Annotated in this window: 19 protein-coding genes; 15 read left to right on the top strand and 4 right to left on the bottom strand. The window is 63.1% G+C overall.

Features of this window, described 5'->3' with window-relative positions; all coding sequences use genetic code 11:
* Positions 1–231 precede the first annotated feature (231 nt).
* The gene (locus HU720_RS14065) at positions 232–828 is read left to right on the top strand and encodes a MarC family protein (protein ID WP_186520538.1); all 597 of its coding nucleotides are present in this window, start codon (positions 232–234) and stop codon (positions 826–828) included.
* Between the two features lie 9 nt (positions 829–837).
* Here the strand turns inward: HU720_RS14065 and cobJ are convergent, their stop codons facing one another.
* The 4 genes from cobJ to cobG are packed head-to-tail and all read right to left on the bottom strand — an operon-like array spanning position 838 to position 5,189.
* Positions 838–2,526, bottom strand: coding sequence for a precorrin-3B C(17)-methyltransferase (cobJ, locus tag HU720_RS14060; protein ID WP_186520537.1), 1,689 nt, complete (start codon positions 2,524–2,526; stop codon positions 838–840).
* Positions 2,514–3,245 (bottom strand): precorrin-2 C(20)-methyltransferase, encoded by a 732-nt coding sequence (locus HU720_RS14055; RefSeq protein WP_186520536.1) that lies wholly within the window; start codon positions 3,243–3,245, stop codon positions 2,514–2,516. The genes cobJ and HU720_RS14055 overlap by 13 nt, the downstream gene beginning before the upstream one ends.
* Positions 3,245–3,871, bottom strand: coding sequence for a precorrin-8X methylmutase (locus HU720_RS14050; protein WP_186520535.1), 627 nt, complete (start codon positions 3,869–3,871; stop codon positions 3,245–3,247). Before HU720_RS14050 ends, HU720_RS14055 begins: the two co-directional genes overlap by 1 nt.
* Positions 3,864–5,189, bottom strand: a complete 1,326-nt coding sequence (cobG, locus tag HU720_RS14045; protein ID WP_238337700.1) for a precorrin-3B synthase — start codon at positions 5,187–5,189, stop codon at positions 3,864–3,866. Before cobG ends, HU720_RS14050 begins: the two co-directional genes overlap by 8 nt.
* Before the next feature lie 135 nt (positions 5,190–5,324).
* Between cobG and cbiE the strand changes: the two genes are divergently transcribed.
* The 14 genes from cbiE (at position 5,325) to HU720_RS13975 (ending at position 24,522) form a co-directional block, all read left to right on the top strand.
* Positions 5,325–6,536 carry a precorrin-6y C5,15-methyltransferase (decarboxylating) subunit CbiE gene (gene cbiE, locus HU720_RS14040; RefSeq protein ID WP_186520533.1) on the top strand — a complete coding sequence of 404 codons (1,212 nt, stop codon included), beginning with the start codon at positions 5,325–5,327 and terminating at the stop codon, positions 6,534–6,536.
* Positions 6,529–7,623 (top strand): cobalt-precorrin-5B (C(1))-methyltransferase, encoded by a 1,095-nt coding sequence (locus HU720_RS14035; protein WP_186520532.1) that lies wholly within the window; start codon positions 6,529–6,531, stop codon positions 7,621–7,623. Before cbiE ends, HU720_RS14035 begins: the two co-directional genes overlap by 8 nt.
* Positions 7,620–8,336: a cobalt-precorrin-6A reductase gene (locus HU720_RS14030; RefSeq protein ID WP_186520531.1), complete on the top strand. Its 717-nt coding sequence runs from the start codon at positions 7,620–7,622 to the stop codon at positions 8,334–8,336. Before HU720_RS14035 ends, HU720_RS14030 begins: the two co-directional genes overlap by 4 nt.
* 94 nt (positions 8,337–8,430) lie before the next feature.
* On the top strand, positions 8,431–8,661 hold the full coding sequence (gene vapB / locus HU720_RS14025) for a type II toxin-antitoxin system VapB family antitoxin (RefSeq protein WP_186520530.1): 231 nt from the start codon (positions 8,431–8,433) through the stop codon (positions 8,659–8,661).
* Entirely contained in the window at positions 8,661–9,059 is a 399-nt protein-coding gene (gene vapC / locus HU720_RS14020; RefSeq protein WP_186520529.1) for a tRNA(fMet)-specific endonuclease VapC, read from the top strand. The genes vapB and vapC overlap by 1 nt, the downstream gene beginning before the upstream one ends.
* 104 nt (positions 9,060–9,163) lie before the next feature.
* Complete coding sequence (locus HU720_RS14015) at positions 9,164–9,598, top strand: NfeD family protein (protein ID WP_186520528.1); 435 nt, start codon at positions 9,164–9,166, stop codon at positions 9,596–9,598.
* A gap of 27 nt (positions 9,599–9,625) precedes the next feature.
* Complete coding sequence (locus HU720_RS14010) at positions 9,626–10,480, top strand: SPFH domain-containing protein (RefSeq protein WP_186520527.1); 855 nt, start codon at positions 9,626–9,628, stop codon at positions 10,478–10,480.
* Between the two features lie 353 nt (positions 10,481–10,833).
* Positions 10,834–11,223 (top strand): DUF2946 domain-containing protein, encoded by a 390-nt coding sequence (locus HU720_RS14005; protein ID WP_186520526.1) that lies wholly within the window; start codon positions 10,834–10,836, stop codon positions 11,221–11,223.
* 46 nt (positions 11,224–11,269) lie between these two features.
* A complete protein-coding gene (locus HU720_RS14000; protein ID WP_186520525.1) occupies positions 11,270–11,752 on the top strand; it encodes a copper chaperone PCu(A)C in 483 nt (160 codons plus the stop codon).
* Positions 11,753–11,772: 20 nt separating this feature from the next.
* Positions 11,773–12,204: a DUF2946 family protein gene (locus tag HU720_RS13995; RefSeq protein WP_186520524.1), complete on the top strand. Its 432-nt coding sequence runs from the start codon at positions 11,773–11,775 to the stop codon at positions 12,202–12,204.
* Between the two features lie 68 nt (positions 12,205–12,272).
* Entirely contained in the window at positions 12,273–14,339 is a 2,067-nt protein-coding gene (locus tag HU720_RS13990; protein ID WP_186520523.1) for a TonB-dependent copper receptor, read from the top strand.
* 54 nt (positions 14,340–14,393) lie between these two features.
* Complete coding sequence (locus HU720_RS13985) at positions 14,394–15,758, top strand: PepSY domain-containing protein (protein ID WP_186520522.1); 1,365 nt, start codon at positions 14,394–14,396, stop codon at positions 15,756–15,758.
* A 228-nt stretch (positions 15,759–15,986) separates the two neighbouring features.
* Positions 15,987–17,393: a D-serine/D-alanine/glycine transporter gene (cycA, locus tag HU720_RS13980; RefSeq protein ID WP_186520521.1), complete on the top strand. Its 1,407-nt coding sequence runs from the start codon at positions 15,987–15,989 to the stop codon at positions 17,391–17,393.
* Between the two features lie 235 nt (positions 17,394–17,628).
* Positions 17,629–24,522: a neuraminidase-like domain-containing protein gene (locus tag HU720_RS13975; RefSeq protein ID WP_186520520.1), complete on the top strand. Its 6,894-nt coding sequence runs from the start codon at positions 17,629–17,631 to the stop codon at positions 24,520–24,522.
* Positions 24,523–24,552 lie beyond the last annotated feature (30 nt).

Raw genomic sequence — 24,552 nt, 5'->3', positions numbered from 1 at the left:
GCGGGGCAAGCCCGCTCGCCACAAGGAGATATGTCTGGCGAAAACAGGGTTGTACAAAACCATAGAATCTCCCACGGAGACTGCGCACATTCGCAAAATTGAGACTTTGCCCAGATCGCGACAGCCTGCGATGAGGCCGGTGCAGGATTGCCAAGAAATCGTGCGCATGGCAAGCCCACGGCCAAGGCCCATGCTATACAGTTGCCACTTTCCACCTGCCGGACCATCCCCATGCTTCATGAGTTGTTCAGCGTCTACCTGAAGATGCTTGTGCTCTACAGCCCATTCTTCGTGCTGTCGTGCTTCATCAGCCTGACCCGCGGGCACTCCAGCAAAGAACGCAAGCAGTTGGCCTGGCGGGTGGCAATCGCCACGCTGATCGCCAGCGTGCTGCTGTACCTGTTCGGTCGGGTTATTTTCGGGGTGTTCGGCATTACTGCCGACGCCTTCCGCATTGGCGCAGGCTCGGTGCTGTTCATCTCGGCGCTGGCCATGGCCCAAGGCAAGTCGGCGATCCAGACCGACAACGTGCAGCAGGACGTAACCATCGTGCCGCTGACCATCCCGTTGACCGTCGGCCCCGGCACCATCGGTGCGCTGCTGGTGATGGGCGTGAGCCAGCCGCACTGGGACGACAAGCTGCTGGCCATTGTCAGTATCGCCCTGGCCAGCTTCACCGTCGGGCTGGTGCTTTACCTGTCGCACCGCATCGAGCGGATTCTGGGCGACCAGGGTTTGCAGATCGTCAGCCGCCTGATGGGGCTGTTCGTCTGCGCCCTGGCCGCACAGATCATCTTTACCGGCATCAAAGGCTATCTGGTGAACTAGCCCGGCATGTCAGTACCAGCGCGGGGTATAGACCCATTCACGGCCATCTGCGCGGTCGAAGCGGCAGGTGGTCGACGACCCCACCAGCACCATGGTGCGCATATCCACCATCTGCGGCTGCAACTCGGCCAGGCTGACCACTTTCAGCGTCTGCCCCGGCCTGCCGATATCACGCCCCAGCACCACAGGCGTCTGCCCGTCGCGGTGGCGGCGCACGATATCCAGTGCCACACCCAGCTGGTGCGGCCTGGATTTTGATATCGGGTTGTAGAACGCCAGCACCAGGTCGGCCTGCGCCGCCAGGTCCAGGCGCTTCTCGATGATCGACCAAGGCTTGAGGTTGTCCGACAGCGACATCACGCAGAAGTCATGCCCCAGCGGCGCACCCGCCTGTGCGGCGGTGGCCAGCGACGCCGACACCCCCGGCAGGATCTCCAGGTCAACCCGCTGCCAGGCGGGGTCGCTGGATGCGTGCAGCGCTTCGAGCACTGCCGCGGCCATGGCGAACACACCCGGGTCACCCGACGACACCACCACCACCGAGCGCCCTTGGGCGGCCAGTTCGAAGGCGTGCCGGGCACGCTGCATTTCTTCGCGGTTATCGGTGCAGTGCTGCACCTGGTCGTCGCGGAACGGGCCAGCCATGCGCACGTAGGTTTCATAGCCAAGGATGTCCTGCGCCCGCGCAAGCTCAGCCTTGACCGCTGGCACCATCAGTTCGGCAGCTCCTGGGCCCAGGCCGATCACTGCCAGACGCCCGCGTGGGCGGCCCAGTTGCTGCACCGCAACCGGCGCTTCAGCGATAGCCAGCGCCAACCCCGCAGCAGACTCGATGCGCGCGCCCGGCAGAGCAGCCGCAAGCAGCTGCTGCGCGGTGGCAGCGGGCCCGGCAAAGCGCAGTGGCACGTTGAGCGCGTGGGCCGCCTCATGCAGGGCGGGCTCGGCCATATCGTCCTCGCTTGCCAGCAGGCAGGCCAGCGCCGCCTCGGCGATACCCGCGGCGTGCAGGCTGTCGCGCACCTGTTGCGCCAGCCCGGTAGCGGCCCCCGGCAGCGCTACTACGACGCAGCGCGCATGGATCAACAGTTCGTCACGGCTGGCCGGGCGCAGCGCGCTGCCGACATGAATGGTACGCAGCGCCTGCTCGCTGGCCGGCAGTTGCGCCTGGTCCAGCCAAGGCGCACTGCCTTCAACGCGTACGCTTTCACCGGCCAGCAGGTCGGAAACAAAACGCTTGCCCTGCTCGATATCGGCAAGTGCATAGCCTTCAGGCGGGTTCAGCAGGCAAGTGCCAAAGCGCAGCTCGCCGCTGGTGGTAATGGCGGCGACCACGCCCAACGCCTGGGCAATGTCCCGCGCCATCAGGTTCACCCCGCCGAGCCCTCCCAGCAAAGGCACCACGGCGCTGCCATCTTCGGCAACTACCAGCACCGGCGGCTCGCTGCCTTTCTCGTCGAGCAGCGGCGCCAGGGTACGGATGACGATACCGGCGGCGCACAGGGCAATGATCGGCGTGCCCTGCTGGTACAAGCCACGCAAGGTGTCGCCAAAGGCGCTGTAGTAAAGGTCGGCCTGCTCTACCCGGCCTTGCAGGCCATGGATCTGCGCCTGTGGATAACACTGCTGGATGCGTTGTGCGGTGGCCAGGCTGCCCGGGCCAAGAATCACGATTGCCGGTGCGCTGTTCATCCCTGCCATTTTTCACCCGGCACGATGATCAGCGAGAAGTAAGGCGAGGACTGTGGGTCGACCTCATCCAGCGGCACGATCTTCTGGTTGGCCATGGTCGCGCGCTCTACATACAGCGCACGCTCATGCAGACCCAGCTCGACCAGCACCTGGCGCACCTTGGGGAAGTTGCGCCCAAGTTTCATGATGACCGCCGCATCGGCATCGGCCAGGCGGCGTTTGAGCTCCTCGTGCCCCAGCACGCCGGAAAGCACGGTCAGGGTCTGGTTGCGGTACACCAGCGGCGCGCCCAGTACCGAGGCGCCGCCGAGCATCGAGCACACCCCTGGAATGACCTGGGCCTCGTAGCGTGAGGCCAGGCGGTCGTGCAGGTACATGTACGAGCCGTAGAAGAACGGGTCACCCTCGCAGATCACCGCCACATCGCGCCCGGCATCGAGGTGTTCGGCCACCTGCACGCTGGCTTCGTCATAGAAGTCGCTGATGACCTGCTCGTAGGACAGCGGCGCCGGCAGCGCTTCGGTGGTCACCGGGTACACCAGCGCCAGTTGGGTCTGCTCAGGCACCAGGTGCGCCTCGATGATGCCGAAGGCGTTGCCACGCTTGCCCTTGGCCACGAAGTACGCAACCACCGGAGCTTCGCGCAGCAGGCGCAGGGCCTTGACCGTGATCAGCTCCGGGTCGCCTGGGCCTACACCTAGCCCCAGCAGTCGTCCGCGTGCGTGCATCACTCCACCTCCGTGGCCAGGGCGTTGACGGCGGCGGCCGCCATCGCGCTGCCGCCCAGGCGGCCTTGCATGATCACGAACGGCACACCACGGCTGTCGGCAGCGAGCATCGCCTTGGATTCGGCGGCGCCGACGAAGCCAACCGGGAAGCCGAGAATCAAGGCAGGCTTCGGCGCGCCGGCGTCGAGCATTTCGAGCAGGTAGAACAGCGCGGTCGGGGCGTTGCCGATCACCACCACGCTGCCTTCAAGGTGCGGGCGCCACAGCTCGAGGGCCACCGCCGAACGGGTGTTACCGGCGTCCTTGGCCAGGCCCGGCACGCTGGGGTCGCGCAGGGTGCAGATGACCGGGTTGCTGGCCGGCAGGCGGGCGCGGGTGATGCCTTCGGCGACCATGTGCGCATCGCAAAGGATCGGCGCGCCTTTGGCCAGGGCTTCACGCCCGGCGCTGCCCGCACCTTCGGAGAACTGTAAACCGTCGATGGCCTCGACCATGCCGCAGGCATGTATTACGCGCACGGCGAGTTTTTCGAGGTCGGCGGGGATCCGTTCCAGGCGAGCTTCTTCGCGGATGATGCGGAAGGAATTGCGATAGATCTCCTGACCGTCGCGGATGTAGTCAATCATCAAAATGCTCCGTCGGCAGGTCGAGCATGGCGCCTGCTTCTTCTGGGGTAAGGTCGGATGCGCGCAGCCTGCCGAAGCCTGGCACGCGCGCATCGCGCAAATAGAGGTCATAGCGGCCCGGGCTTCGGGCCAGCAGGGTCGCCGGGGCGACGTGGGCCGCAGCGCAGGAGCGCGGGCAGGCCGACAGGTGCACAGCGCCCGGAGTGCCCAGGCGCAGCTGGGCGGCCAGGGTCACGGCATCGGCCTTGGTGTCGGCCAAGCCCTTGGCGCAGCCGCTGGCGCCGGTGCAGGCGGTCACCTGCGCCAGCGGGTGGTCTGTCGCGCAGAGCATGCCCTGCGCGGCCAGCGCCTGCACGGCCTGGTCGGCCTGACGCGGCGCCAGCGAAGGGATAATCACACTCTGCCACGGGGTCAGGCGCAGGCTGCCATCGCCCCACTGGCGGGCAATCGCGGCCAGGGCGCGCAGCATGGCGGGGGTCAACCGGCCCAAGGGCGGGGCCACGCCCAGCGCGGTGCCTGGGTGCTGCGCCAATACGCCCAGCCATGGGCTGTGGGCCGTCGTGCGCCGCCAGCCGGCAGGGGCGTCACTGAAGCGCACAGACAGCCCTTGGAGAAAACGCGCCACCGGGTAATCGGCCAGCAACTGGCGCATGCGGGCTTGCTCCGGGGTCGCCAGGTCAAGAAAACGCTCAAGCACCGCACGCACCAACGCCAGGCCCTGCTCTGCCGGCACCATGCCCAGCGCCGGGCCATGCGCCGGGCAGCCGGCAAGGCCAAAGCACAGCCAGGTTTGCGCGCCTTGGCGAATGGCCGACAACCACAGGTCATGGGGGTGCTCGAGCATTGCCAGGTGCTCACCCCCGTCGAGCTGGACGGCGAACTTGGCCGACAACTGATGCAGGCGCGGGGTGGTTTCGAGCAGGTGCAGAATCTGCCCGGCCAATGGCTGGGTGTCGTACAGCATGCCCGCATCGAGCCCGGCCAGCGGGCTGAGCATCAGGTTGCGCACATCGTCGCCAGCGGCATCACGCGGGCCCAGGCCTGCCGCCAGCAGGTGCTCGATCAGCCCTGCGTGATCAGCGCCGATGCCGCGGATTTGCAGGTTGGCACGGTTGGTTGCCTCGATCACGCCCCCGGCGTAGCGCTCGGCGGCCAGGGCTACCGCTTCGGCTTGCTCGGCCAGAAGCAGCCCGCCGGCCAGTTTGATGCGGCAGATGCCGCCATCACGCGCTGCGACGATGCGCCACAACCCCGGGCAGGCCGAGGGGCGAGGCGAACGATCAGTGGGCTGGGCTTGCTTCAAAGGGGCATCCGGCAATCGTGAAAACGCGCTTGAGTATAGAAGGCGCGGTATTATGCCTGCTTTGTCCGGCGGCATGAAAAGCCGGTGGTCGACGCATCGTGAAAACCTGCCCCTGCGGCGGCCCGATGCACACCCCATGACGAGGAACAGATGGCCCCCTGGCTGACAGTAATAGGCATCGGCGAAGACGGTTTCAGCGGCTTGGGCAAGCAGGCCCGGCGCGCCTTGCTGGCGGCCACACGGGTTTTCGGCAGCCCTCGCCAGTTGGCCCTGCTGCCACGCTGCATCGGCGGCGAACGCCTGCCATGGCCGCGCCCGTTCTCCCTCGAACCGGTGCTGGCCTTGCAGGGTGAGCCGGTGTGCGTGCTGGCCAGCGGCGACCCGATGTTCTACGGCGTGGGCGCAAGCCTTGCCCGGCACGTGCCCGCTGCTGCCATGCAGGTGCTGCCGATGCCGTCCTCATGTGCGCTTGCCGCCGCCCGCCTGGGCTGGGCATTGCAGGATGTGCAGGTGGTATCGCTGGTGGCGCGCCCGCTGGCGGTACTCAACGGCCATTTGTTCAGCGGCCTGCGCCTTTTGCTGCTGAGCAACGACGAACACAGCCCCGCTGCCATCGCCGCGCTGCTGTGCGAGCGGGGTTTCGGCCCGAGCCGGTTGCAGGTGTTCGAGCATCTGGGCGGCGCCGCTGAACGCCAGTTGGCGGGCACCGCCGAGGACTGGCCGCACGGCGATATCGCCGCGCTCAATCTGGTCGCCATCGACTGCCTGGCCGCGCCCAATGCATTGCGCCTGCCGCGTGTCGCCGGCCTGCCGGACAGCGCCTTCCGGCATGACGGGCAACTGACCAAGCGCGATGTCCGCGCCATCACCCTGGCACGCCTGGCGCCGCAGCCCGGCGAGGTGCTGTGGGACGTCGGCGCAGGCTGCGGCTCGATTGGCATCGAGTGGATGCGCGCCCACCCCAGTTGCCGCACCCTGGCCATCGAGGCCGACGAAGGCCGCCAGGGGTTTATCGAGCACAACCGCGATGCCCTTGGCGTACCGGGCCTGCAACTGATTCGCGGCAAGGCGCCACAGGCCCTGGAGGCGCTGGAGCAACCCGATGCCGTGTTCATTGGCGGCGGCGTTACCCGCGAAGGCGTGCTCGGCCTGTGCTGGGAGCGCCTGCGCCCGGGTGGCCGGCTGGTGGCCAACGCCGTCACCTTGCAGAGCGAGGGGGTGCTTGCTCAGTTTCGCGATGCCCACGGCGGTGAGCTGACCCGCATCCACATCGCCCACACCCAGCCGCTGGGCGCCTTCGACACCTGGCGCCAGGCCTTGCCGATCACCCTGCTCGAGGTGGTAAAACCCTTCGATGCGTGAAGAAACCCGCGAACAGCCCGCGCCCCTGCGCAGCGGCCTGACCACCGGCAGTTGCGCCACCGCCACCAGCCTCGCGGCTGCACGCCTGCTGCTGACCGGCCAGCAGCACGACGCGGTCGCCATCACCCTGCCCAAGGGCAAGGTGGTGCAGATGCGCCTGGAGTTCTGCCGCCTGGCCGGCGAGCACGCCGAAGCCGGCACCCTCAAGGATGCCGGCGATGACCCCGACGTTACCCATGGCGCCTTGCTGTACAGCCAGGTGCGGCTGCTGGCCGAACCCGGCGTGCGCTTTGTGGCTGGCGTCGGCGTTGGCACCGTAACCCGGCCGGGGCTGGTGCTGGGGGTGGGGGAGCCTGCGATCAACCCGGTGCCACGGCGGATGATCACCGAGCACCTGCAACAACTGGCCTGCGACTGTAGCTACAGCGGCGGCTTCGAGGTCACGGTGAACGTGCGCGACGGCGAAGCGCTGGCGCTGAAAACCATGAACCCGCGCTTGGGTATTCTCGGCGGGCTGTCGATTCTGGGCACCAGCGGCATCGTCCGGCCGTTCTCTTGCGCCGCCTACATTGCCTCGATTCACCAAGGCATCGATGTGGCCCACACCAACGGCTACAGCCATATCGCCGCCTGCACCGGCAACGCCAGCGAGGACACCATGCGCCGTGTCTACGGCCTACCGGAAATCGCCCTGATCGAGATGGGCGATTTTGTCGGCGCCGTGCTCAAGCACGTGCGCAAGGTGCCGGTAGCGCGCCTGAGCCTGTGCGGCGGCTTCGGCAAAGTCAGCAAACTGGCCGCAGGCCACATGGACCTGCACAGCCGCCATTCCAGCATCGACCTGCCGCAATTGGCCGGCTGGGCTGCCGCCATCGGTGCCGATGCGGCGCTGCAACAGGCGATCATCGGCGCCAATACCAGCCAGCAGGCGTTGGCCTTGGCGCACGCAGCGGGCATCGCCCTGGGCGATGAAGTCTGCCGCCACGCCCTGGCCTTTGCCCGCAGCGTGGTGCCAGCGCAGGTGCAGGTGGAGGTATTCGCCATCGACCGCCAGGGCGGCATTGTCGGCACGGCGGGCGTGGCATGAGCGGGCGCATCCTGTTGCTCGGTGGGGTGACCGAAGCGCTGGCCATCGCTCGCACGCTGGGGCCCCAGCACATCTACAGCCTGGCCGGCGTTGGCCGCGTGCCGCAGGACCTCACCTGCCAGGTACGAGTCGGCGGCTACGGCGGTGCCGAAGGCCTGGCGCACTTTCTGCGCGAGCAGCATATCGAGCTGCTGATCGATGCCACCCACCCTTATGCCGCGCAGATCAGCGCCAACGCCGCCCTGGCTGCGCGCAGCGCCGGCGTTGCCTGTTGGGCGCTGCACCGCCCGGCATGGCAGCCGCAGCCGGGCGATGACTGGCGAGAGGTTGACGACTGGGCCGGCCTGATCGAAGCCCTGGCGCCCTTCCGCCGGCCGCTGTTCACGCTGGGGCGCGAGCCGTTGCAGCACCTGGACGAAATCCCGCCGCAGCAGTTCTGGACCCTGCGCGCCCTCGAAGCCTGCCCCGGCAACGCCCGTTGCGAGGTGATCGGCGCCCGCGGCCCGTTCACCCTCGAGGGCGAACGCGCGCTCTTCGAACGCCGCCAGGTGGACGTGCTGATCAGCAAGAACAGTGGCAGCACGGCGACAGAACCCAAGCTTGAAGTGGCGCGTGAGCGCGGCGTGCCGGTGCTGATTCTCAAGCGGCCGCAGCTGCCGGAGGTGGAGCGTGCCTTTGATGAGCCAGCGGCATTGATAAGGGCCTTGGAGTAAGTCCAAGGCTGAAGGGTGGCGGTATATCCCATTGACATATCCAGCCCGTATCATAAACTTCGGACATACTTTTGCGCTTTAACGGAGACCGATCATGGAGCAAGGTGCAATCTTCAAAAGCAACCGTAGCCAGGCCATCCGCATGCCAAAGGCGCTCGCCCTACCCGATAACGTGACCCGCGTGGATATCATCGCCATTGGGCGCACCCGTGTCATCTCGCCTGCAGGCGAAGCGTGGGACAGCTGGTTCGAGGGTGACGACGTCACTGCAGACTACATGGCCAGCCGCGATCAACCTGCCGATCAGGAGCGAGAAGGGTTCTGATGCTCAAGTACATGCTTGACACCAATATCTGCATTTACACCATCAAGAGCAAACCCCAGCAGGTTCGCGATGCTTTCAACCGCCACCATGGGCAACTGGCCATAAGCACAGTGACGCTGATGGAGCTGGTCTACGGCGCCGAAAAGTCCGCCGCGCCAGCACGCAATCTTGCGGTGGTTGAAGGCTTTGCGGCACGGTTGGAGGTCCTCGACTATGACCAATCGGGGGCCGCACACACGGCACAACTGCGCGCCGAACTGGCAAAGGCAGGAACACCCATTGGCCCCTATGACCAGATGATCGCCGGCCATGCCAGGGCGCTCGGTCTTGTTCTGGTCACAAATAACCTGCGCGAATTTCAGCGCGTGCCGGGCCTGCGTGTGGAGGACTGGCTCTAACTGCCCGCGCTGGCAAGCCGCGCAACCTCGTAAGACAAGCCTGATGGCCTAGGGCCTTGCTCTTGGCGTAAACTCAGCGCCCCTCAACTGGAAGGCCCACCCATATGGAAATGCAATGGTGGATCTGGCTCGTCTTCGGCGTAGCCCTGATCTTGCTGGAACTGGTCCTGCCCACGTTCTTCATTCTCTGGTTCGGCATCGGTGCCGTGCTGGTGTCGCTGGTCGCTCTGCTCGCCCCAAGCCTGCAACTGGATATGCAGGGTTTGCTGTGGATCGTGTTCTCCTCGATCACCACCGTGGTGTGGTTCAAGGTGTTCCGCAAAAAGCCGGATGTGCGCTGGACCGCCGACAGCGTGATTGGCGAAGTCGGCCTGCTGACTGCCAGTGTCTCGCCGTTCCAGAAAGGCCGCGTGCGTTTCCAGAAACCGATACTTGGCAACGAAGAATGGATTTGTGTCGCCGATAGCGACATAGCCGCCGGCCAGCGCGTGCGCCTGGCCGCCGTAGAAGGCAATACTGCCCGCGTTACCCCCGCCTGAACCCCGTACTGACAGGAAGTTGCATACATGAACACCCTTATCATCGTCGGCACCCTCGCCGCTTTCGTCTTGATCACCGTCTTCAAAGGCGTACGCATCGTGCCCCAAGGCGAGGAGTGGATCGTCGAGCGCCTGGGCCGCTACCACAGCACCCTCAAGCCAGGCCTGAACATCGTCATCCCGTACATGGACGTTGTGGCCTACCGCCTGCCGACCAAGGACATCATCCTGGATGTGCAGCAACAGGAAATCATCACCAAGGACAACGCGGTGATCGTCGCCAACGCCCTGTGCTTTGCCAAGGTGATCGACCCGCAGAAGGCCTCTTACGGGGTGCAGAACTTCTCGTTCGCCGTTACCAGCCTGACCATGACCTCGCTGCGCGCAATCGTCGGCGCCATGGAACTCGATGAAGCGCTGTCGAGCCGCGAGCAGATCAAGGCACGCCTGCGCGAGGCAATGTCCGAGCAGACCGAAGACTGGGGCGTGACTGTGCGCTCGGTTGAAATCCAGGACATCAAGCCATCGCCAAGCATGCAGGTGGCCATGGAACGCCAGGCCGCCGCCGAGCGTGAACGTAAAGCGGAAGTGACCCGTGCCGAAGGCGCCAAGCAGGCCGCCGTTCTGGAAGCTGAAGCACGCCTGCAGTCGGCACGGCTCGATGCCGAGGCGCAGATCAGCCTGGCGCAAGCTTCGGCGCGCGCCATCTCGTTGGTCAAGGATGCGGTAGGCAGCGAGACCGTGCCGGCCATGTACCTGCTGGGTGAGCGTTATATCGGTGCCATGGAGAGTCTGGCCAGCAGCGACAACGCCAAGGTTGTGGTATTGCCTGCTGACCTGCAGGAAACCGTGCGCGGCTTGATGGGCCGCGGCAAGGCCTGATTGAGTCTGGGAGACTCGATGGTTTCAGGCAAGTCGCTTTAGATTGTGTAGGAGCGGCCTTGTGTCGCGAAAGGGCTGCGAAGCAGCCCCAGGATCTGAGCACCCTGCAGAATCGCTGGGGCTGCTTCGCAGCCCATCGCGGCACAAGGCCGCTCCTACAGTGACCGCGTAAACGGCATCGATATAGGGGCTGGGCGAGGCCGGTACAGGCTTGCCTGGCTCCATGGCCAATAGCGGTGCGTTTGCAAGCGTTGTGCGCGTGAGGGTTCAACTGCGGCACTTCACCGCACCCCGGGGTTTTTACCTATACTCCGCCGTACAATAGCCGCCACGATTCCTGACCGGATCTCTCCATGCCCCCACGTTGGCACATCGCCTGGATAGCCTGCTTCGCAGTGCTGTTCAACCTGCTGGCCATGCCGCTGTCTGCGGCCGCGCCCAAAGGCCCGGCCGAGCAGCTGCTGTGGGGGGCTTTCTGTTCGAGCATGGCGAACAAGAGCAAGGTCGATGTGCAGGCCCTGGCCAAGATCGACCTCGGCTCGCAAAGCGACGACAGCGCCAGCATGATGAACTGCTGGTGCTGCTCGGGCGCGGCGCCTTTGCTGGCCCTGCCGGGCCATGCTGCGCAATTGCACACCCCGCCGCTGCCGGCCACAGGCCACGCCCCGGCACTTGCCGACTACCAACCGACGCCGCGCCAGCTCTGGCCTGCGCTCAACCCCCGTGCCTCTCCGCTGGCCTGAGACCTTCACGCGTTCTGCCTGAACCTCAACCGATCGGAGAATCCACATGCTCAAGCAAGCCCTTGTCCTGGCCGCCCTCATGCTGCCCGGCGCGTTCGCCAATGCCCATGAATACAGCGTCGGCGACCTGCACATTGCCCACCCCTGGTCGCTGGCACTGCCGCCCAATGCGCCCAATGTCGCGGCCTACTTCGTGGTGCACAACAACGGCAAAAGCGATGATCGCCTGCTGTCGGTAGACACCCCCATCAGCAACGACGCGCAACTGCACGAGCACAGCATGACCGCCGCAGGCGCCATGAAAATGCAACAGGTGCCATCAGTCGTTGTGCCCGCAGGCAAGGATGTCACCTTCGCCCCCAGCGCCTACCACGTGATGATCATGCAGCCCAAGGACCGCAGCCTGCTGACCGACGGCAAGCGCTTCCCCCTGACCCTGCACTTCGAGAAAGCCGGTGACATCACCGTGCAGGTCGCCGTGCAGCAGCAACCGCCCGCTGAGCAACCCAGCACCCAGCACGCGCACTGACCCAAGCCCTGGCGCTCATCGTGAGCCTGCCGCGCAACAGCTCCGCCCGCAGCACCCGCCCTGACCGCAGGCGCGTCGGTGGCGGCTGGCTGAGCCTGTTCGCCATGTGGATGATCTTCATCGGCCCGCTGGTTTCCCAGTCGATGCCGATGGAGCACCACGCCGGCATGTCCATGTCCATGCCGATGGACATGCCGATGCAGCACGGCCACGGCGAGGCCCATCACCAGGGCCGCGGCAACGATGGCCAGCTGCATGTGATGTGGGAAAAGTGCGGTTACTGCAGCCTGCTGTTCAACTGCCCCACCCTGCCGCAAACCCTGAGCCCGCTGAGCCTGAGCAGCGCCCCTGCCCATACCCCACTGTTAGTCGCGACGCGCCAGGGCCACGCCCGGCAGGCTATCTTTCCCGGCGCGCGCAGCCGCGCCCCACCCCATTCGACCAGCGCCTGACAACACCTCAAAACGCACGTAGCCACGAAGGCTTCGCGCTTTTATCTGCCTGATCGACTGGAATCACTATGTCCAGCTGTACTTTTGCACCCACTCTTTCGCTGCGCGGCAGCATCGCCGTGCTGTGCGGCACATTGCTCGCGCCCCTGGCCCTGGCCGTCGAAACCGGCCATGAGGGCCACCAGCACGACGCCCCCGAGCTAAGCCCGACGGTCATCACCGCCATCGCCCCCAGCTCGCCGCTGACCGTGGTCACCAACCCCAAGGACCCACGCCAGCCGGTGCCCGCCAGCGACGGCGCCGACTACCTCAAGACCATCCCCGGCTTTTCGGCGATCCGCGCCGGCGGCACCAACGGCGACCCGGTGCTGCGCGGCATGTTCGGCTCGCGCCTGAATATCCTCACCAACGGCGGCCTGATGCTCGGCGCCTGCCCCAACCGGATGGACGCGCCGACCTCGTACATCTCGCCGGAAACCTACGACCGCCTCACCGTGATCAAAGGCCCGCAAAGCGTGATCTGGGGCCCCGGCGGCTCGGCCGGCACGGTACTGTTCGAGCGTGAGCCGGAGCAGTTCGGCGCCCTCGGCAGCCGGGTCAATGCCAGCCTGATGGCCGGCTCCAACGGCCGTTTCGACAAGGTGCTCGACGCTGCGGCCGGCAACCGCCTGGGTTATGTGCGCTTCGTCGGCAACCAGTCACGCTCGGACGACTACGAAGATGGCAACGGCGACACCGTGCCGTCACGCTGGGACAAGTGGAACGGCGACGTCAGCCTCGGCTGGACGCCAGACGCCGACACCCTGCTGGAGCTGACCGCAGGCAAGGGCGATGGCGAGTCGCGCTATGCCGGGCGCGGCATGGATGGTGCTCAGTTCAAGCGCGAAAGCCTTGGCCTGCGCTTTGAAAAGTCCAACCTCGGCGAGGTGCTCGACAAGGTCGAGGCGCAGGTCTACTACAACTACGCCGACCATGTGATGGACAACTACAGCCTGCGTACGCCCTCGGGCACCGGCATGATGGCCGGGCCCATGGCCGCGGCCGTCGACCGCCGCACCCTGGGCGCACGCATCAAGGCCACCTGGCGCTGGGCCGACGTGCAGCTGATCAGCGGCATCGACGCGCAGACCAACGAGCACCGCGCACGCAGCGCCATGGGCGTCGACACCTACAAGGACAAAGCCTGGGAGAAGGACGCCGACTTCCACAATTACGGCGCCTTCAGCGAGCTCACCTGGTACGCCACCGGCGCTGACCGGCTGATCACCGGGGCCCGTCTGGACCGCTCCTCGGCCAAGGACTTCCGTAGCGACAGCGCCACCTCAGGCAACACCCGCGCCGACACCCTGCCCAGCGGCTTCGTGCGCTACGAGCATGATCTGGCGGCGCTTTCGGCCACCACCTACATCGGCCTCGGCCACGCCCAGCGCTTCCCTGACTACTGGGAGCTGTTCTCCCCCGACCAAGGCCCGGCAGGCTCGGCCAATGCCTTCGACAGCATCAAGCCGGAGAAAACCACCCAGCTGGACTTCGGTATCCAGTACCAGGGTGAACGGCTGGACGCCTGGGCCTCGGGGTATGTCGGGCAGATCCGCGACTACATCCTGTTCGACTACCGCACCGGCATGATGGGCATGAGCAGCACCCAGGCACAAAACGTCGACGCGCGTATCATGGGCGGCGAACTGGGCGCAGGCTACAAGCTCACCGAGCACTGGAAGGCCGATGCTACCCTGGCCTACGCCTGGGGCAAGAACAGCAGCGACGGCAAGGCGCTGCCGCAGATGCCACCGCTGGAAAGCCGCCTGGGCCTGACCTACAGCCGCGACGACTGGAGCGTCGGCAGCCTGTGGCGGCTGGTCTCGGCGCAAAACCGCATCGCTGAAAACCAGGGCAACGTGGTCGGCAAGGACTACCAGAAGAGCGGTGGTTTCGGCGTGTTCTCGCTGAACGGCGCGTACAAGGTCAACCGCAACCTCAAGCTCAGCGCCGGCGTCGACAACCTGTTCGACAAAGCCTACGCCGAGCACCTGAACCTTGCCGGCAACGCCGGGTTCGGTTACCCGGCGGATGACCCGCGCGCGGTCAACGAACCTGGCCGGACCTTCTGGACCAAAGTCGACATCAGCTTCTGACAACAATAAGGGGCGCGGGCCTGACCGCGCCCTGCTGGCAACACGGGAGGCTCCATGAGCAAACCAGCGGTATCGTTCTACAACCTGGCCTGGCGCTGGCACTTCTACGCAGGGCTGTTCGTTGCACCGTTCATGATCCTGCTGGCGCTCACCGGGATCATCTACCTGTTCAAGCCGCAGCTCGACCCGCTGCTGTACCGCGAGCTAATGGTGGTCGACGCCGGCGAGCACCGGCAAAGCGCCGACACCCTGATGGCCAGGGTGCAGCAAACCTATCCACAGGCGCATATCGGCCAGTACCTGCCACCGGTCAACGCCGAGCGCAGCGCGCAGTTCGTGGTGCATGACGCAGGCCGCGAGCTCAACGTCTTCATCGACCCCTACAGCGCACGGTTGCTGGGCGAGCAGGACGGCAAGCAGAACCTGCAAGCCATCGCCCGCGCCCTGCACGGCGAGCTGATGGTCGGCACCGTCGGCGACCGGCTGGTGGAGCTGGCCGCGGGCTGGGGCATCGTGCTGGTGGTGTCGGGGCTGTACCTGTGGTGGCCGCGCGGGCGAAGCCGCGCAGGTGTGCTGTGGCCACGTTTCAGCGCCCGCGGGCGCGTGCTGTGGCGCGACCTGCACGCCGTTACCGGGTTCTGGGGCTCGGCGCTGTTGCTGTTGATGCTGCTCAGCGGCATGACCTGGACTGGCCTGTGGGGCAAGCAGTACGCCGATTTGTGGAACCGCTTTCCGGCGGCCATGTGGAATGCCGTGCCCAAGTCTGACAAAGCGGCGCGCGACCTCAACAACGCCCACCGCCAGACCGTGCCGTGGGCGGTGGAAAACACCCCGATGCCGGCCTCCGGCGCCCATGCCGAGCACGCTGGCCACCATGTGATGGACCAAGGCCCGGCAGCGCCTCAGGTGACCCTGCAGCAGGTCGAGGATGTGGCAACCCGTGGCCAGGTCGAGCCCGGCTATAGCATCACCCTGCCGACCAGTGCCGATGGGGTGTTCACCATTGCCGTGTTCGCCGACGACCCGCGCAACGATGCCACCCTGCATGTCGACCAATACACCGGCAAGGTGCTGGCCGATGTGCGCTGGCAGCATTACAGCCCGGTGGCACGGGCCACCGAGCTTGGCGTGATGCTGCACGAGGGCAAGCTGTTCGGCCCGCTGAACCAGGTCATCATCCTGCTGGTGTGCCTGATGATCCTGCTGGGTTCGGTGAGCGGGCTGGTGATGTGGTGGAAGCGTAGGCCCCAGGGCGGTTTGGGCGTACCGCCGCTGCGCCATGACCTGCCGCGCTGGAAGACTGCCGTTGCGGTGATGCTGGTGCTGGGTGTGCTGTTCCCGCTGGTGGGGGTGTCGATGCTGGTGATGTGGGTGGCCGACAGCCTGGTTGTGCGGCGCCGGGCGATTGCCAACGCCTGAGCACTTCCCCTTGTAGGAGCGGCCTTGTGCCGCGATGGGGCGCGCAGCGGCCCCAGCGATTGTGCGTGCTGCTCAGATCCCGGGGCCGCTTCGCAGCCCTTCGCGACACAAGGCCGCTCCTACACCCCAAAAACCAGTGTCGATCTGTCACGCCCCTATCTGGAACGGGCGTGTTAGCCTTATCGGCTAGCTCGTACAAGAAGACTGACACTCAATGGAATGCAGCCAATGACCCAACCCTCTTCACCGCAGGCTGGCGACCAGCACCTGCAACGCAATCTGACCAACCGCCATATCCAGCTCATCGCCATCGGCGGCGCCATCGGTACCGGCCTGTTCATGGGCTCGGGCAAGACCATCAGCCTGGCCGGCCCGTCGATCATCTTCGTCTACATGATCATCGGCTTCATGCTGTTCTTCGTCATGCGCGCCATGGGCGAACTGCTGCTGTCGAACCTCAACTACAAGTCGTTCATCGACTTCTCCGCCGACCTGCTCGGCCCCTGGGCTGGCTATTTCACCGGCTGGACCTACTGGTTCTGCTGGGTGGTGACCGGTATCGCCGATGTGGTGGCAATCGCCGCCTACTCGCAGTTCTGGTTCCCCGACATGCCGCAGTGGATACCCGCGCTCACCTGCGTGGCGGTGCTGCTGTCGCTGAACCTGGTGACGGTGAAGATGTTCGGCGAACTGGAGTTCTGGTTCGCGCTGATCAAGATCGTCGCCATTCTGGGCCTGGTGGTTACCGGCCTGTACATGGTCATCACCGGCTTCCAGTCGCCGGGCGGCGCCACCGCGAGCGTGGCCAACCTGTGGAACGACGACGGCATGTTCCCGCACGGCATGATGGGCTTCTTCGCCGGCTTCCAGATTGCGGTGTTCGCCTTTGTCGGCATCGAGCTGGTGGGCACCACCGCCGCTGAAGCCAAGGACCCGGAGCGCACCCTGCCCCGGGCGATCAACTCGATCCCGATCCGCATCATCGTGTTCTATGTGCTGGCCTTGCTGGCAATCATGGCGGTAACGCCGTGGCGCGACGTGGTGCCGGGCAAGAGCCCGTTCGTCGAGCTGTTCGTGCTGGCCGGCCTGCCGGCAGCGGCCAGCATCATCAACTTCGTGGTGCTCACCTCGGCGGCGTCCTCGGCCAACAGCGGCGTGTTCTCCACCAGCCGCATGCTGTTCGGCCTGGCCCAGGAAGGCGATGCCCCCAAAGCGTTCGAGAAACTCTCGCGCCGCTCGGTGCCGGCCAACGGCCTGTACTTCTCCTGCACCTGCCTGCTGCTGGGCGCGGTGCTGATCTACCTGGTGCCTGATGTGGTCGAAGCCTTCACCCTGGTGACCACGGTGTCGGCGGTGCTGTTCATGTTCGTCTGGACGCTGATCCTGCTGTCGTACCTGAGCTACCGCAAAAACCGCGCGTCGCTGCATCAAGCCTCGAACTACAAGATGCCCGGCGGGCGCTTCATGTGCTACGTGTGCCTGGCGTTCTTCGCCGGCATTCTGGTGCTGCTGAGCCTGGAAGCCGACACCCGCTCGGCGCTGGTGGTGACGCCGATCTGGTTTGTGCTGCTGGCGGTGACCTACCAGTTTGTACGCAGCAAGCATCATGCGCGTACCGCAGTGCGTAATGGCTAAATTCAAGTAGGGCCGCTGTGCGGCCCCTCACTACGCTCTTGCAGGCGGGTATCGCGCCAGGAGGGTCGCGCGAGATATTCATACACGCGTCGCCCCTCACCACCTCAGCCTTTCAGATTCCGCTCAGGCATCGACCTGATACTTTTGCCAGTTGTCACCCTCGCGCTGCTCTCCCAATACTCCCAACAGTGTCGTATCGCAATGACGATCTGCATTCACCTGGGAGCACATCCGTATGAGCAAACAATCCGCCAAAGCCCACACCTACGCCAAACTGTTCCCAGAACAGTTGGCCAACCCCTGTGACCCCGATGCACCTGAGTCGAACACCGGGCCCATCGCCTACCTGCATGCGTTGTACCAGCAGGCCCTGGAGCTGGAGCAAACCAGCACCTCCAGCGCCCGCCAGTTACTGGCGCAACGCCGGCCGGACATCGGCGAACTGCTGCTCGACCCCGCGCAGCTGGAGCAACCGGCCAGCGCATTGGCCCTGGCCATCCGCAGCCTCGCACGCAATGCCCAGGCTCGCGCAGGCGCCACGGCCTATTTGCCCGAGGTGCTGGCGAACGCCGGTCAGCATGCCAACCTGCCGTATAACTATGCCCACGAACAGATCAAGGCACTGCTCAGGCACAGGAAGATCCCGCACTTCGAATTGCTGCAGAAGGCAACGTACAGCTACCCCGGTTTCTGTTACCAGAACCTGCGAACCGATGAGCTGCGCCAGACCATGCGCAACGCCAGCGGCTTCGGCCCGGCGCTACAGGCACTGCTGCTGGAGGAAAAAGCACTGCGTCTTACTGGCGATCAGTGGCGCAAATGGTATGGCATGGACGATCTCGACGCCGAAGCCGCGAAAGCCGCACTACTGGACGTCGAAACCTTCTGCCAGCGAACCGGCCTTAGCTTAGAGCAGGTGCTGGAGATGCTTACCGTGGCTGGGGTCGATGACAACGCGAAGTCCGCCAACACCCTCGTGCACGATGCCCGCGCCTATCGCCCCGCAAACGCCCCGACCATCAGCAGGTTCCACAACGGTGCGGCCTACATCAATGCGCGGAGAAAGACACGCCTGGCGATCAAAGATGCGAACACAGGGGCCGGCATCAAGGCGCAGTTCGACATGATCGATTACGACTGTTTGTCACGCATGTACCAGATGATCCACCTGCAAAGGGAACTCGGGTTGCCTTTCAGCGTTGTGGATCATTTGCTGATGTCGATCCTGGGTGCCATAGGACAAGTCAAGTTGTTCAAGGACTGGCATCTGACGCCTGCCGCCCTGCGCGCCTTTGGGGTGTATCGCTACCTGAACGAAACCTATGGCATCAGCGCCGAACAGTTCAGCGCCCTGGTGTGCGAGATCTGCCCATATGGCGTTGGCGATCAGGTCGCCATGCTAGACCGGGTGCTGGATGGCCCGGGGGCAGGCCGGCCCGACACGCTCGACACGTTGATACTCGACGGCCGAACGCTCGATCCAGCCGATGGTGCCGACGGCCAATTCAAAGTGCTACCCGCGTTTGCCAAGGCAGTGGGCGCAGACGAACAGACAACCCTGGCTTATCTGGCACGAGCCAAGCAAGCGCTTGGGGCAAGTGAACTTTCTGTATCACTGCCGCTGCTGTCCTCTCTATACCGCCAAAGCCGCCTGCATCGGCTGTTCAAACGCTCCCCCCAGGAAGCCAGCGCTTTGGCGGCATTGCTGGCCACCACGGGTTGCGACGTGATGGCCCAGCTGGCCGGAACCCCAGTTATCGACGATCAGGCAGCCACGGATATGCTGGATACCTTGGTCGCCTTGAGCAACCTCGATCAATGGCTGCGCGAGCAGCGCATCGCACCGAGTGCATTGTTGGAGGCCTTAGCACCTGTCCCGTCCGCGGAAGTGGCTCTGCACAGCAAGTTGCTGAACACCCTCAAAGAGCAGTCTCACGCCATCGAAGAAGTGCTTTCGCCCAGGAGCACGGCTAACCGGCAGCAGGAACTGGCTGCTCAATTGCTGGTAAGTGTGTTTGGCTCCCAACCCAAGAGTTCTGGGCTTACCACACAACATGCCCTGCCGCTCCTGCGTTGGGCCGATACCTGGGCAAAGAACGTTCTGGAGGCAGCCCGCGCAATTACCGATGTGAACAGCACGCCTGAAGCAAAGCGCACAGCGACCCAATTGTGGTTCAAGCTCGAGCGCCGCTGCGCATTGAGCATACTGTTACGCTTGAGCCCGGGTGCAATACATGCACTCTGTGACCATCCTGAGTGGTTCGACTTGGAGAAGGGCTCCTTAGACGATGTGAACCTGGACCTTTGTTATCAGCTCAGTCGCTTCGGCGAATGGGTTGAGCGGTGCAAGATAGCAGGCGCAGATGAACCTGATGCCATCGACTTTCTATCCAGGCATCGCGCCAGCACGGCAGAAACTAAAGTGGCAGAGGCGGCCAAAGCATTAGCGGTGTTGATTGACTGGGACGAAAGCGAAGTCATGGATGCCTGCCCCTGCGTTCCGACCAAACAATGGGTCGAGGATAACAGGCCGACATTTAACGACTTCCTGGAAACATTGTCCGAAGCAGGGCTCAGTAAGTACAATGAATATGACCTCTCCTATCTGTTTGCTTTGTTCGTCGTTCGTCCGGCAGGCGCCTACCGTTACGCCAACGAAGGCACTCAAGACTTTATCGATAAACTGGCAGACTTCACCATCAAATACCCCGGGCCTCTCCTGCTAACCCAGGACCAATATAAAAGAGCTTACTTTCCGGAAAAATGGAAAGCACGAGCTAGAAAATTCCCTACTTATCGGTTTTCTCCACTTACCCTCGAAGCGCTGGCTGAACGCCCTCATACGGTCAAGCGCGAAGTCGGTATCCCTTGCGTGCCCTGCACGATCAGCGACATCGACTTCATCCTTCGCCTGAAAACACTCAGCAGCAGAACCGGCTTGGCATGCTCGTCACTACTGGGCCTTACCGAACTAGACGAAACAGCGCCCTACCTTGAGTACGAAAGCATCAGCCAATTGCTACTGGCGGGTGCCGATGACGGGCTTCGTGAATGCGTCGACAAGCAGACCCGCGAACACTGGCGCGATGCGCTTGCTGGTTACCTCATCGCATACTGGCCCACTGGCACAGCCACCACCGAGGCCACCTTCACCTCGCTGGACGACCTGTCGAGCTATTGCTTGTGCGATATCCGTGTCAGCAGCGCTGTCAGCACTACGCTGCTCAACCAGGCCATCAGCAGCCTGCAGTATTACCTTTCACAACTGTACGCAAAGTTGGAGCCCGGGTACGACGAAACCACACCTTCAGCTGCCAGCCTAGTGCAGTGGCAGAGCAAACTTGGGCTATACGCTACATGGAAGCGCGACAGGGACCAACGCAACCACCCGGCCAACCTCATCTACTACGCCAACCGGCCCAACAAGAGCGTGGCATTTCAAGAGCTGGAGGCCGAGCTCAACCAAGGCAGGATGGACACCGCTTTGTTGCAAACGGCCATTTTCAACTATCTGACCAAGTTCGAGCGAGTCAGCAACCTGCAGGTGGTCAGCGGTTATCTGGATGGTCATGACCCCAAGCGCGACACCTATCACTTGATCGCCAAGACCAATACCACGCCCTACGAGTATTACTGGCGAACTCTCGACATGGGGATGCGCGACAATAAGGAGCGGTTGAGCCCCTTGGCCTGGAGCGAATGGCAGAAAGTCGGGCTGGCTGCAACCGACGAACTCTCCAAAAGCACCGACAACTACGACGCCATACGCCCGGTGGTCATTGCCGGGCGTCGCTATGTCTTCTGGGTGGAACGTAGCAGCACTGACTTGCCGGACGGAGAAGATGCCACCAAAACCCTGAAGCAGAAACGCAAGTTTTCCGTGCGCTACGCATTCCAGAAAAGTGATGGTGCGTGGAGTACAAGCAATGAGCTGATGCGTCTTGATGGCTTCGACAGGGAAGGCAAGTGGAACCCTGATAACTTTGCGAAAAACATGGACTTCAAACCCGGCCTGATTGTAGTGGTCGACAATGCAGCCGCTCTTCGAGGTGACCCTTGGCTAGTCACGCTGCTGTACGACACTAGCAAGCCAGAGACAACCGAGTTGAAAAAGGGCGTTGACTTCTACATCGAAGCACGCGACCTGCTGCTTATAGAAGAAAAGCCAATTCACTCCCTCTACTCGGCGTCAACCATCAAGCATTTACTAAAACGCTATAAAAACAGGTCCACTCTTCAACACCCCTATACCGGTGCGCCCTTCAGCGTGAGCTGCGAACCATCCCCCCCGCTTCAGAACACAGACATATTAGTGGATGTGAAAGCAAGGGTTGCCTCTGACGCTGACAACATACTAGCTGTAACAGTGAACCGTAGCGCCAAAGACAAATCCGGATATTCCAATTATGCACAGCTCGCCATCTATCTCGCCAACGCCCCTGAAGCACCACTGAAATCCGCCGATTACAGACTGCAAGACCAAGGACACAATCAAGCACAAATATTCGAGTTAGACATTGAACGGGACACTGGATACATCCTTAAACTCACCATGGGCAAAGCTGACTCGCGGGTTTCCCTCGACTATAGCGTTACGGTCAAAGCGCTTAAAACCGATGAACTCTGGGCTGTATCCATCGCCAGCAACACGGCTCAAGCGCAATATCTGGATCTGACAAAAGCAAAAAGCCTCGCGCCTATTCTCAATACAGAAAAACTGCGTCTCAATACCCTGTTCGGCAAGCGTCTGGTCGCACGCGCCAGCCAAGGCGTGCAGCGAGTACTAGCCTGGGATACGCAGACACTTCAAGAACCCGGGTTGGATGCCCCGGCATCCACAGTTGAACTAGACTTTCATGGCGCCAACGCCCTTTACTTTCGCGAGCTGTTCCTTCATCTACCCGCAATGGTTGCCATGCGTCTTACTGAGCAGCAACAATTCGAAGAGGCGCAAGACTGGTACCTGCGTTACTTGTTTAACCCCTACCGAATCGCGTCCGACGAAGCGGGGCGCCCTGCACCGTGGTGCACGCGCCCCCTGTCGCAGGTGGGCACCCTGAGTTCGACGCTTCACCAGGGGGTAGACCCCATAAGCCATGTCTTCGTACTAGCCCGGCATTATCAGCAAGCGATCTATCTCGGCTTCCTCGAGAACTGGCTTGCGCAAGGCGACCACTACTACCGCCAACTTACGCTGAGCACGCTCAACCAAGCCTGGCTGTGCTACCAGCAGGCACTCAAGCTGCTCGGCCCGTTACCCGAGGGCCACAACGCATCGCGCTGGACAGCGACCACCTTAGCCTCACTCGACTCCAATGCATTCCGCACGCCGCTCAACCGTCGGGTACTGGAGCTGAGCAAGACACTCCAGAACAGGCTACACAACCTACGCCATGGGCTCACGCTGGATGGCAAGACACTACCGCCACTGGACTGGAGCAGCGAGGGCCAGGAGGCGTTTGACAGTTCGCAGGGCGGCGTAAGCAACCTGCCCATCACTTATCAAGACCGTAAACAACCAGTTCCCCACTATCGTTTCCGCCAATTGTTACCCAGCGCCAAAGCTGCGGCCCAGCAGTTGTCCGACTTTGGGCGGCACTACATGAAACTGATGGAGGATGAGTCCAACACCACCCTTGGGGCGCAGCTCAAGGAGCAGGACATCAAAATGGTCGACTTTACCATTCGTATGCAGAAAGAGGCCATCAGCGCAATCCAGGCCAGGAAGAAAGCATTGCTGCTCAGCCGAAACAAAGCCGCCGCACAGAACGATTATCTTAGTCATCTCATCGATGTCGGTCGCTCGCCAGAAGAGGAGGCCGCCACAGGGCTTACCTGGTCGGCAAACAGTGCCTTGCTGATGAGCATACCGTTCGAACTGGCATCAGGTTTGACGGAAGCCGCCGTGCCCACGATCTATGGGATGGCCATTGGCGGCAACAATGTGTCGGCACCAATGGCCAGAGCTGCCCAGGCGCTATATGCCACAGCGGATGCAGCGAGCATGATCGCTGATGAACTCCAGACCCAAGCCGGCTACAACCGCCGGGCAGCCGAGTGGGCATTCGACAAGAGCCAGGTTGAGTGGGATATCAAGATCCTTGACCAACAACTCGACGAAACCAATATCGAGCTCAAGGCCAGCACCATTGCCCTGGCCCAGTGCGAACAGGATCGGGTCAACCTGAAGGAAGCCTATGTGACCATGACCACCGGCTTTTGCATCATCCCGGTCTACAACTGGCTGGTGGCGCGCCAGGAGCATCTCTACGGTGCAGCGTACGATGCCGTCCGCTCCTTGTGCCTGGTGGTAGAAGCTGCGTGGCGCTACGAGATCGGCGACTATCGACGCACCAGTTTCATCAATACCACGGCCTGGCGGAACAATTACAAAGGCATGCTGGTAGGCGAATCCCTGCTGGTGAACCTGCAGCATATGGAAAATGAATACCTGCTCAAAAACGAGCGACGTCTGACCATCAAGAAATCGTTCAGCCTGAAGGCCCATGCGGGCGAGCCCGCATGGGCCAACGTGTTCAAAAAGCAGAACCCGCCCCCTGCATCGCTTGTATATAGTTTCGCGTTCTCGGCCAGTGACTTTGACAAAAATTACCCAGGCCACTACCTGCGCCAGCTCAAGTACGTGTCGGTGACCCTTGTGCTCAATACCAACGCAAGCCTCGACGAACTCTGCGCCACCCTGACCCAGACGGGCAGTACCATCTTGCTCGAGGCCGACAAGGATGCAGCCCGCTCGCTGTATCCAGCCAAGATCGGCGTATCCGAAATCGACCAGAAGGAAGTCGATGATGCCGGCAAGGATCACATGCGCGTCATGCGCAATCCGAGCGTGAACCAACAGATCGCACTTTCATCGACGGTGGCCGAGGATGGGTTGGGTTATGACCCAGGCACCTGGGTCTACGAACTGATGTTCCACGACGGCCGTTATCTGCCCTTCGAGGGCACGGGTGCCATTTCACAATGGACCCTGGAAATTTTAGGCAGCGAGAAACTGCTTGCCGACCCTACGGTGATTGCCGACATCAAGTTGAACATGGTCTATACGGCCAAGGCAGGCGATGACGATTTCAGGGCACATGCCAGCAAACTGCGCAGGTCTGAGTAGACACAAAAGATTCAGGACAACATCCCGATG

The organism is Pseudomonas sp. SWRI51, assembly GCF_014268825.1.
Classification (GTDB): Bacteria; Pseudomonadota; Gammaproteobacteria; order Pseudomonadales; family Pseudomonadaceae; genus Aquipseudomonas; species Aquipseudomonas farsensis.
This window is presented reverse-complemented; position numbering and strand designations above follow the sequence as displayed.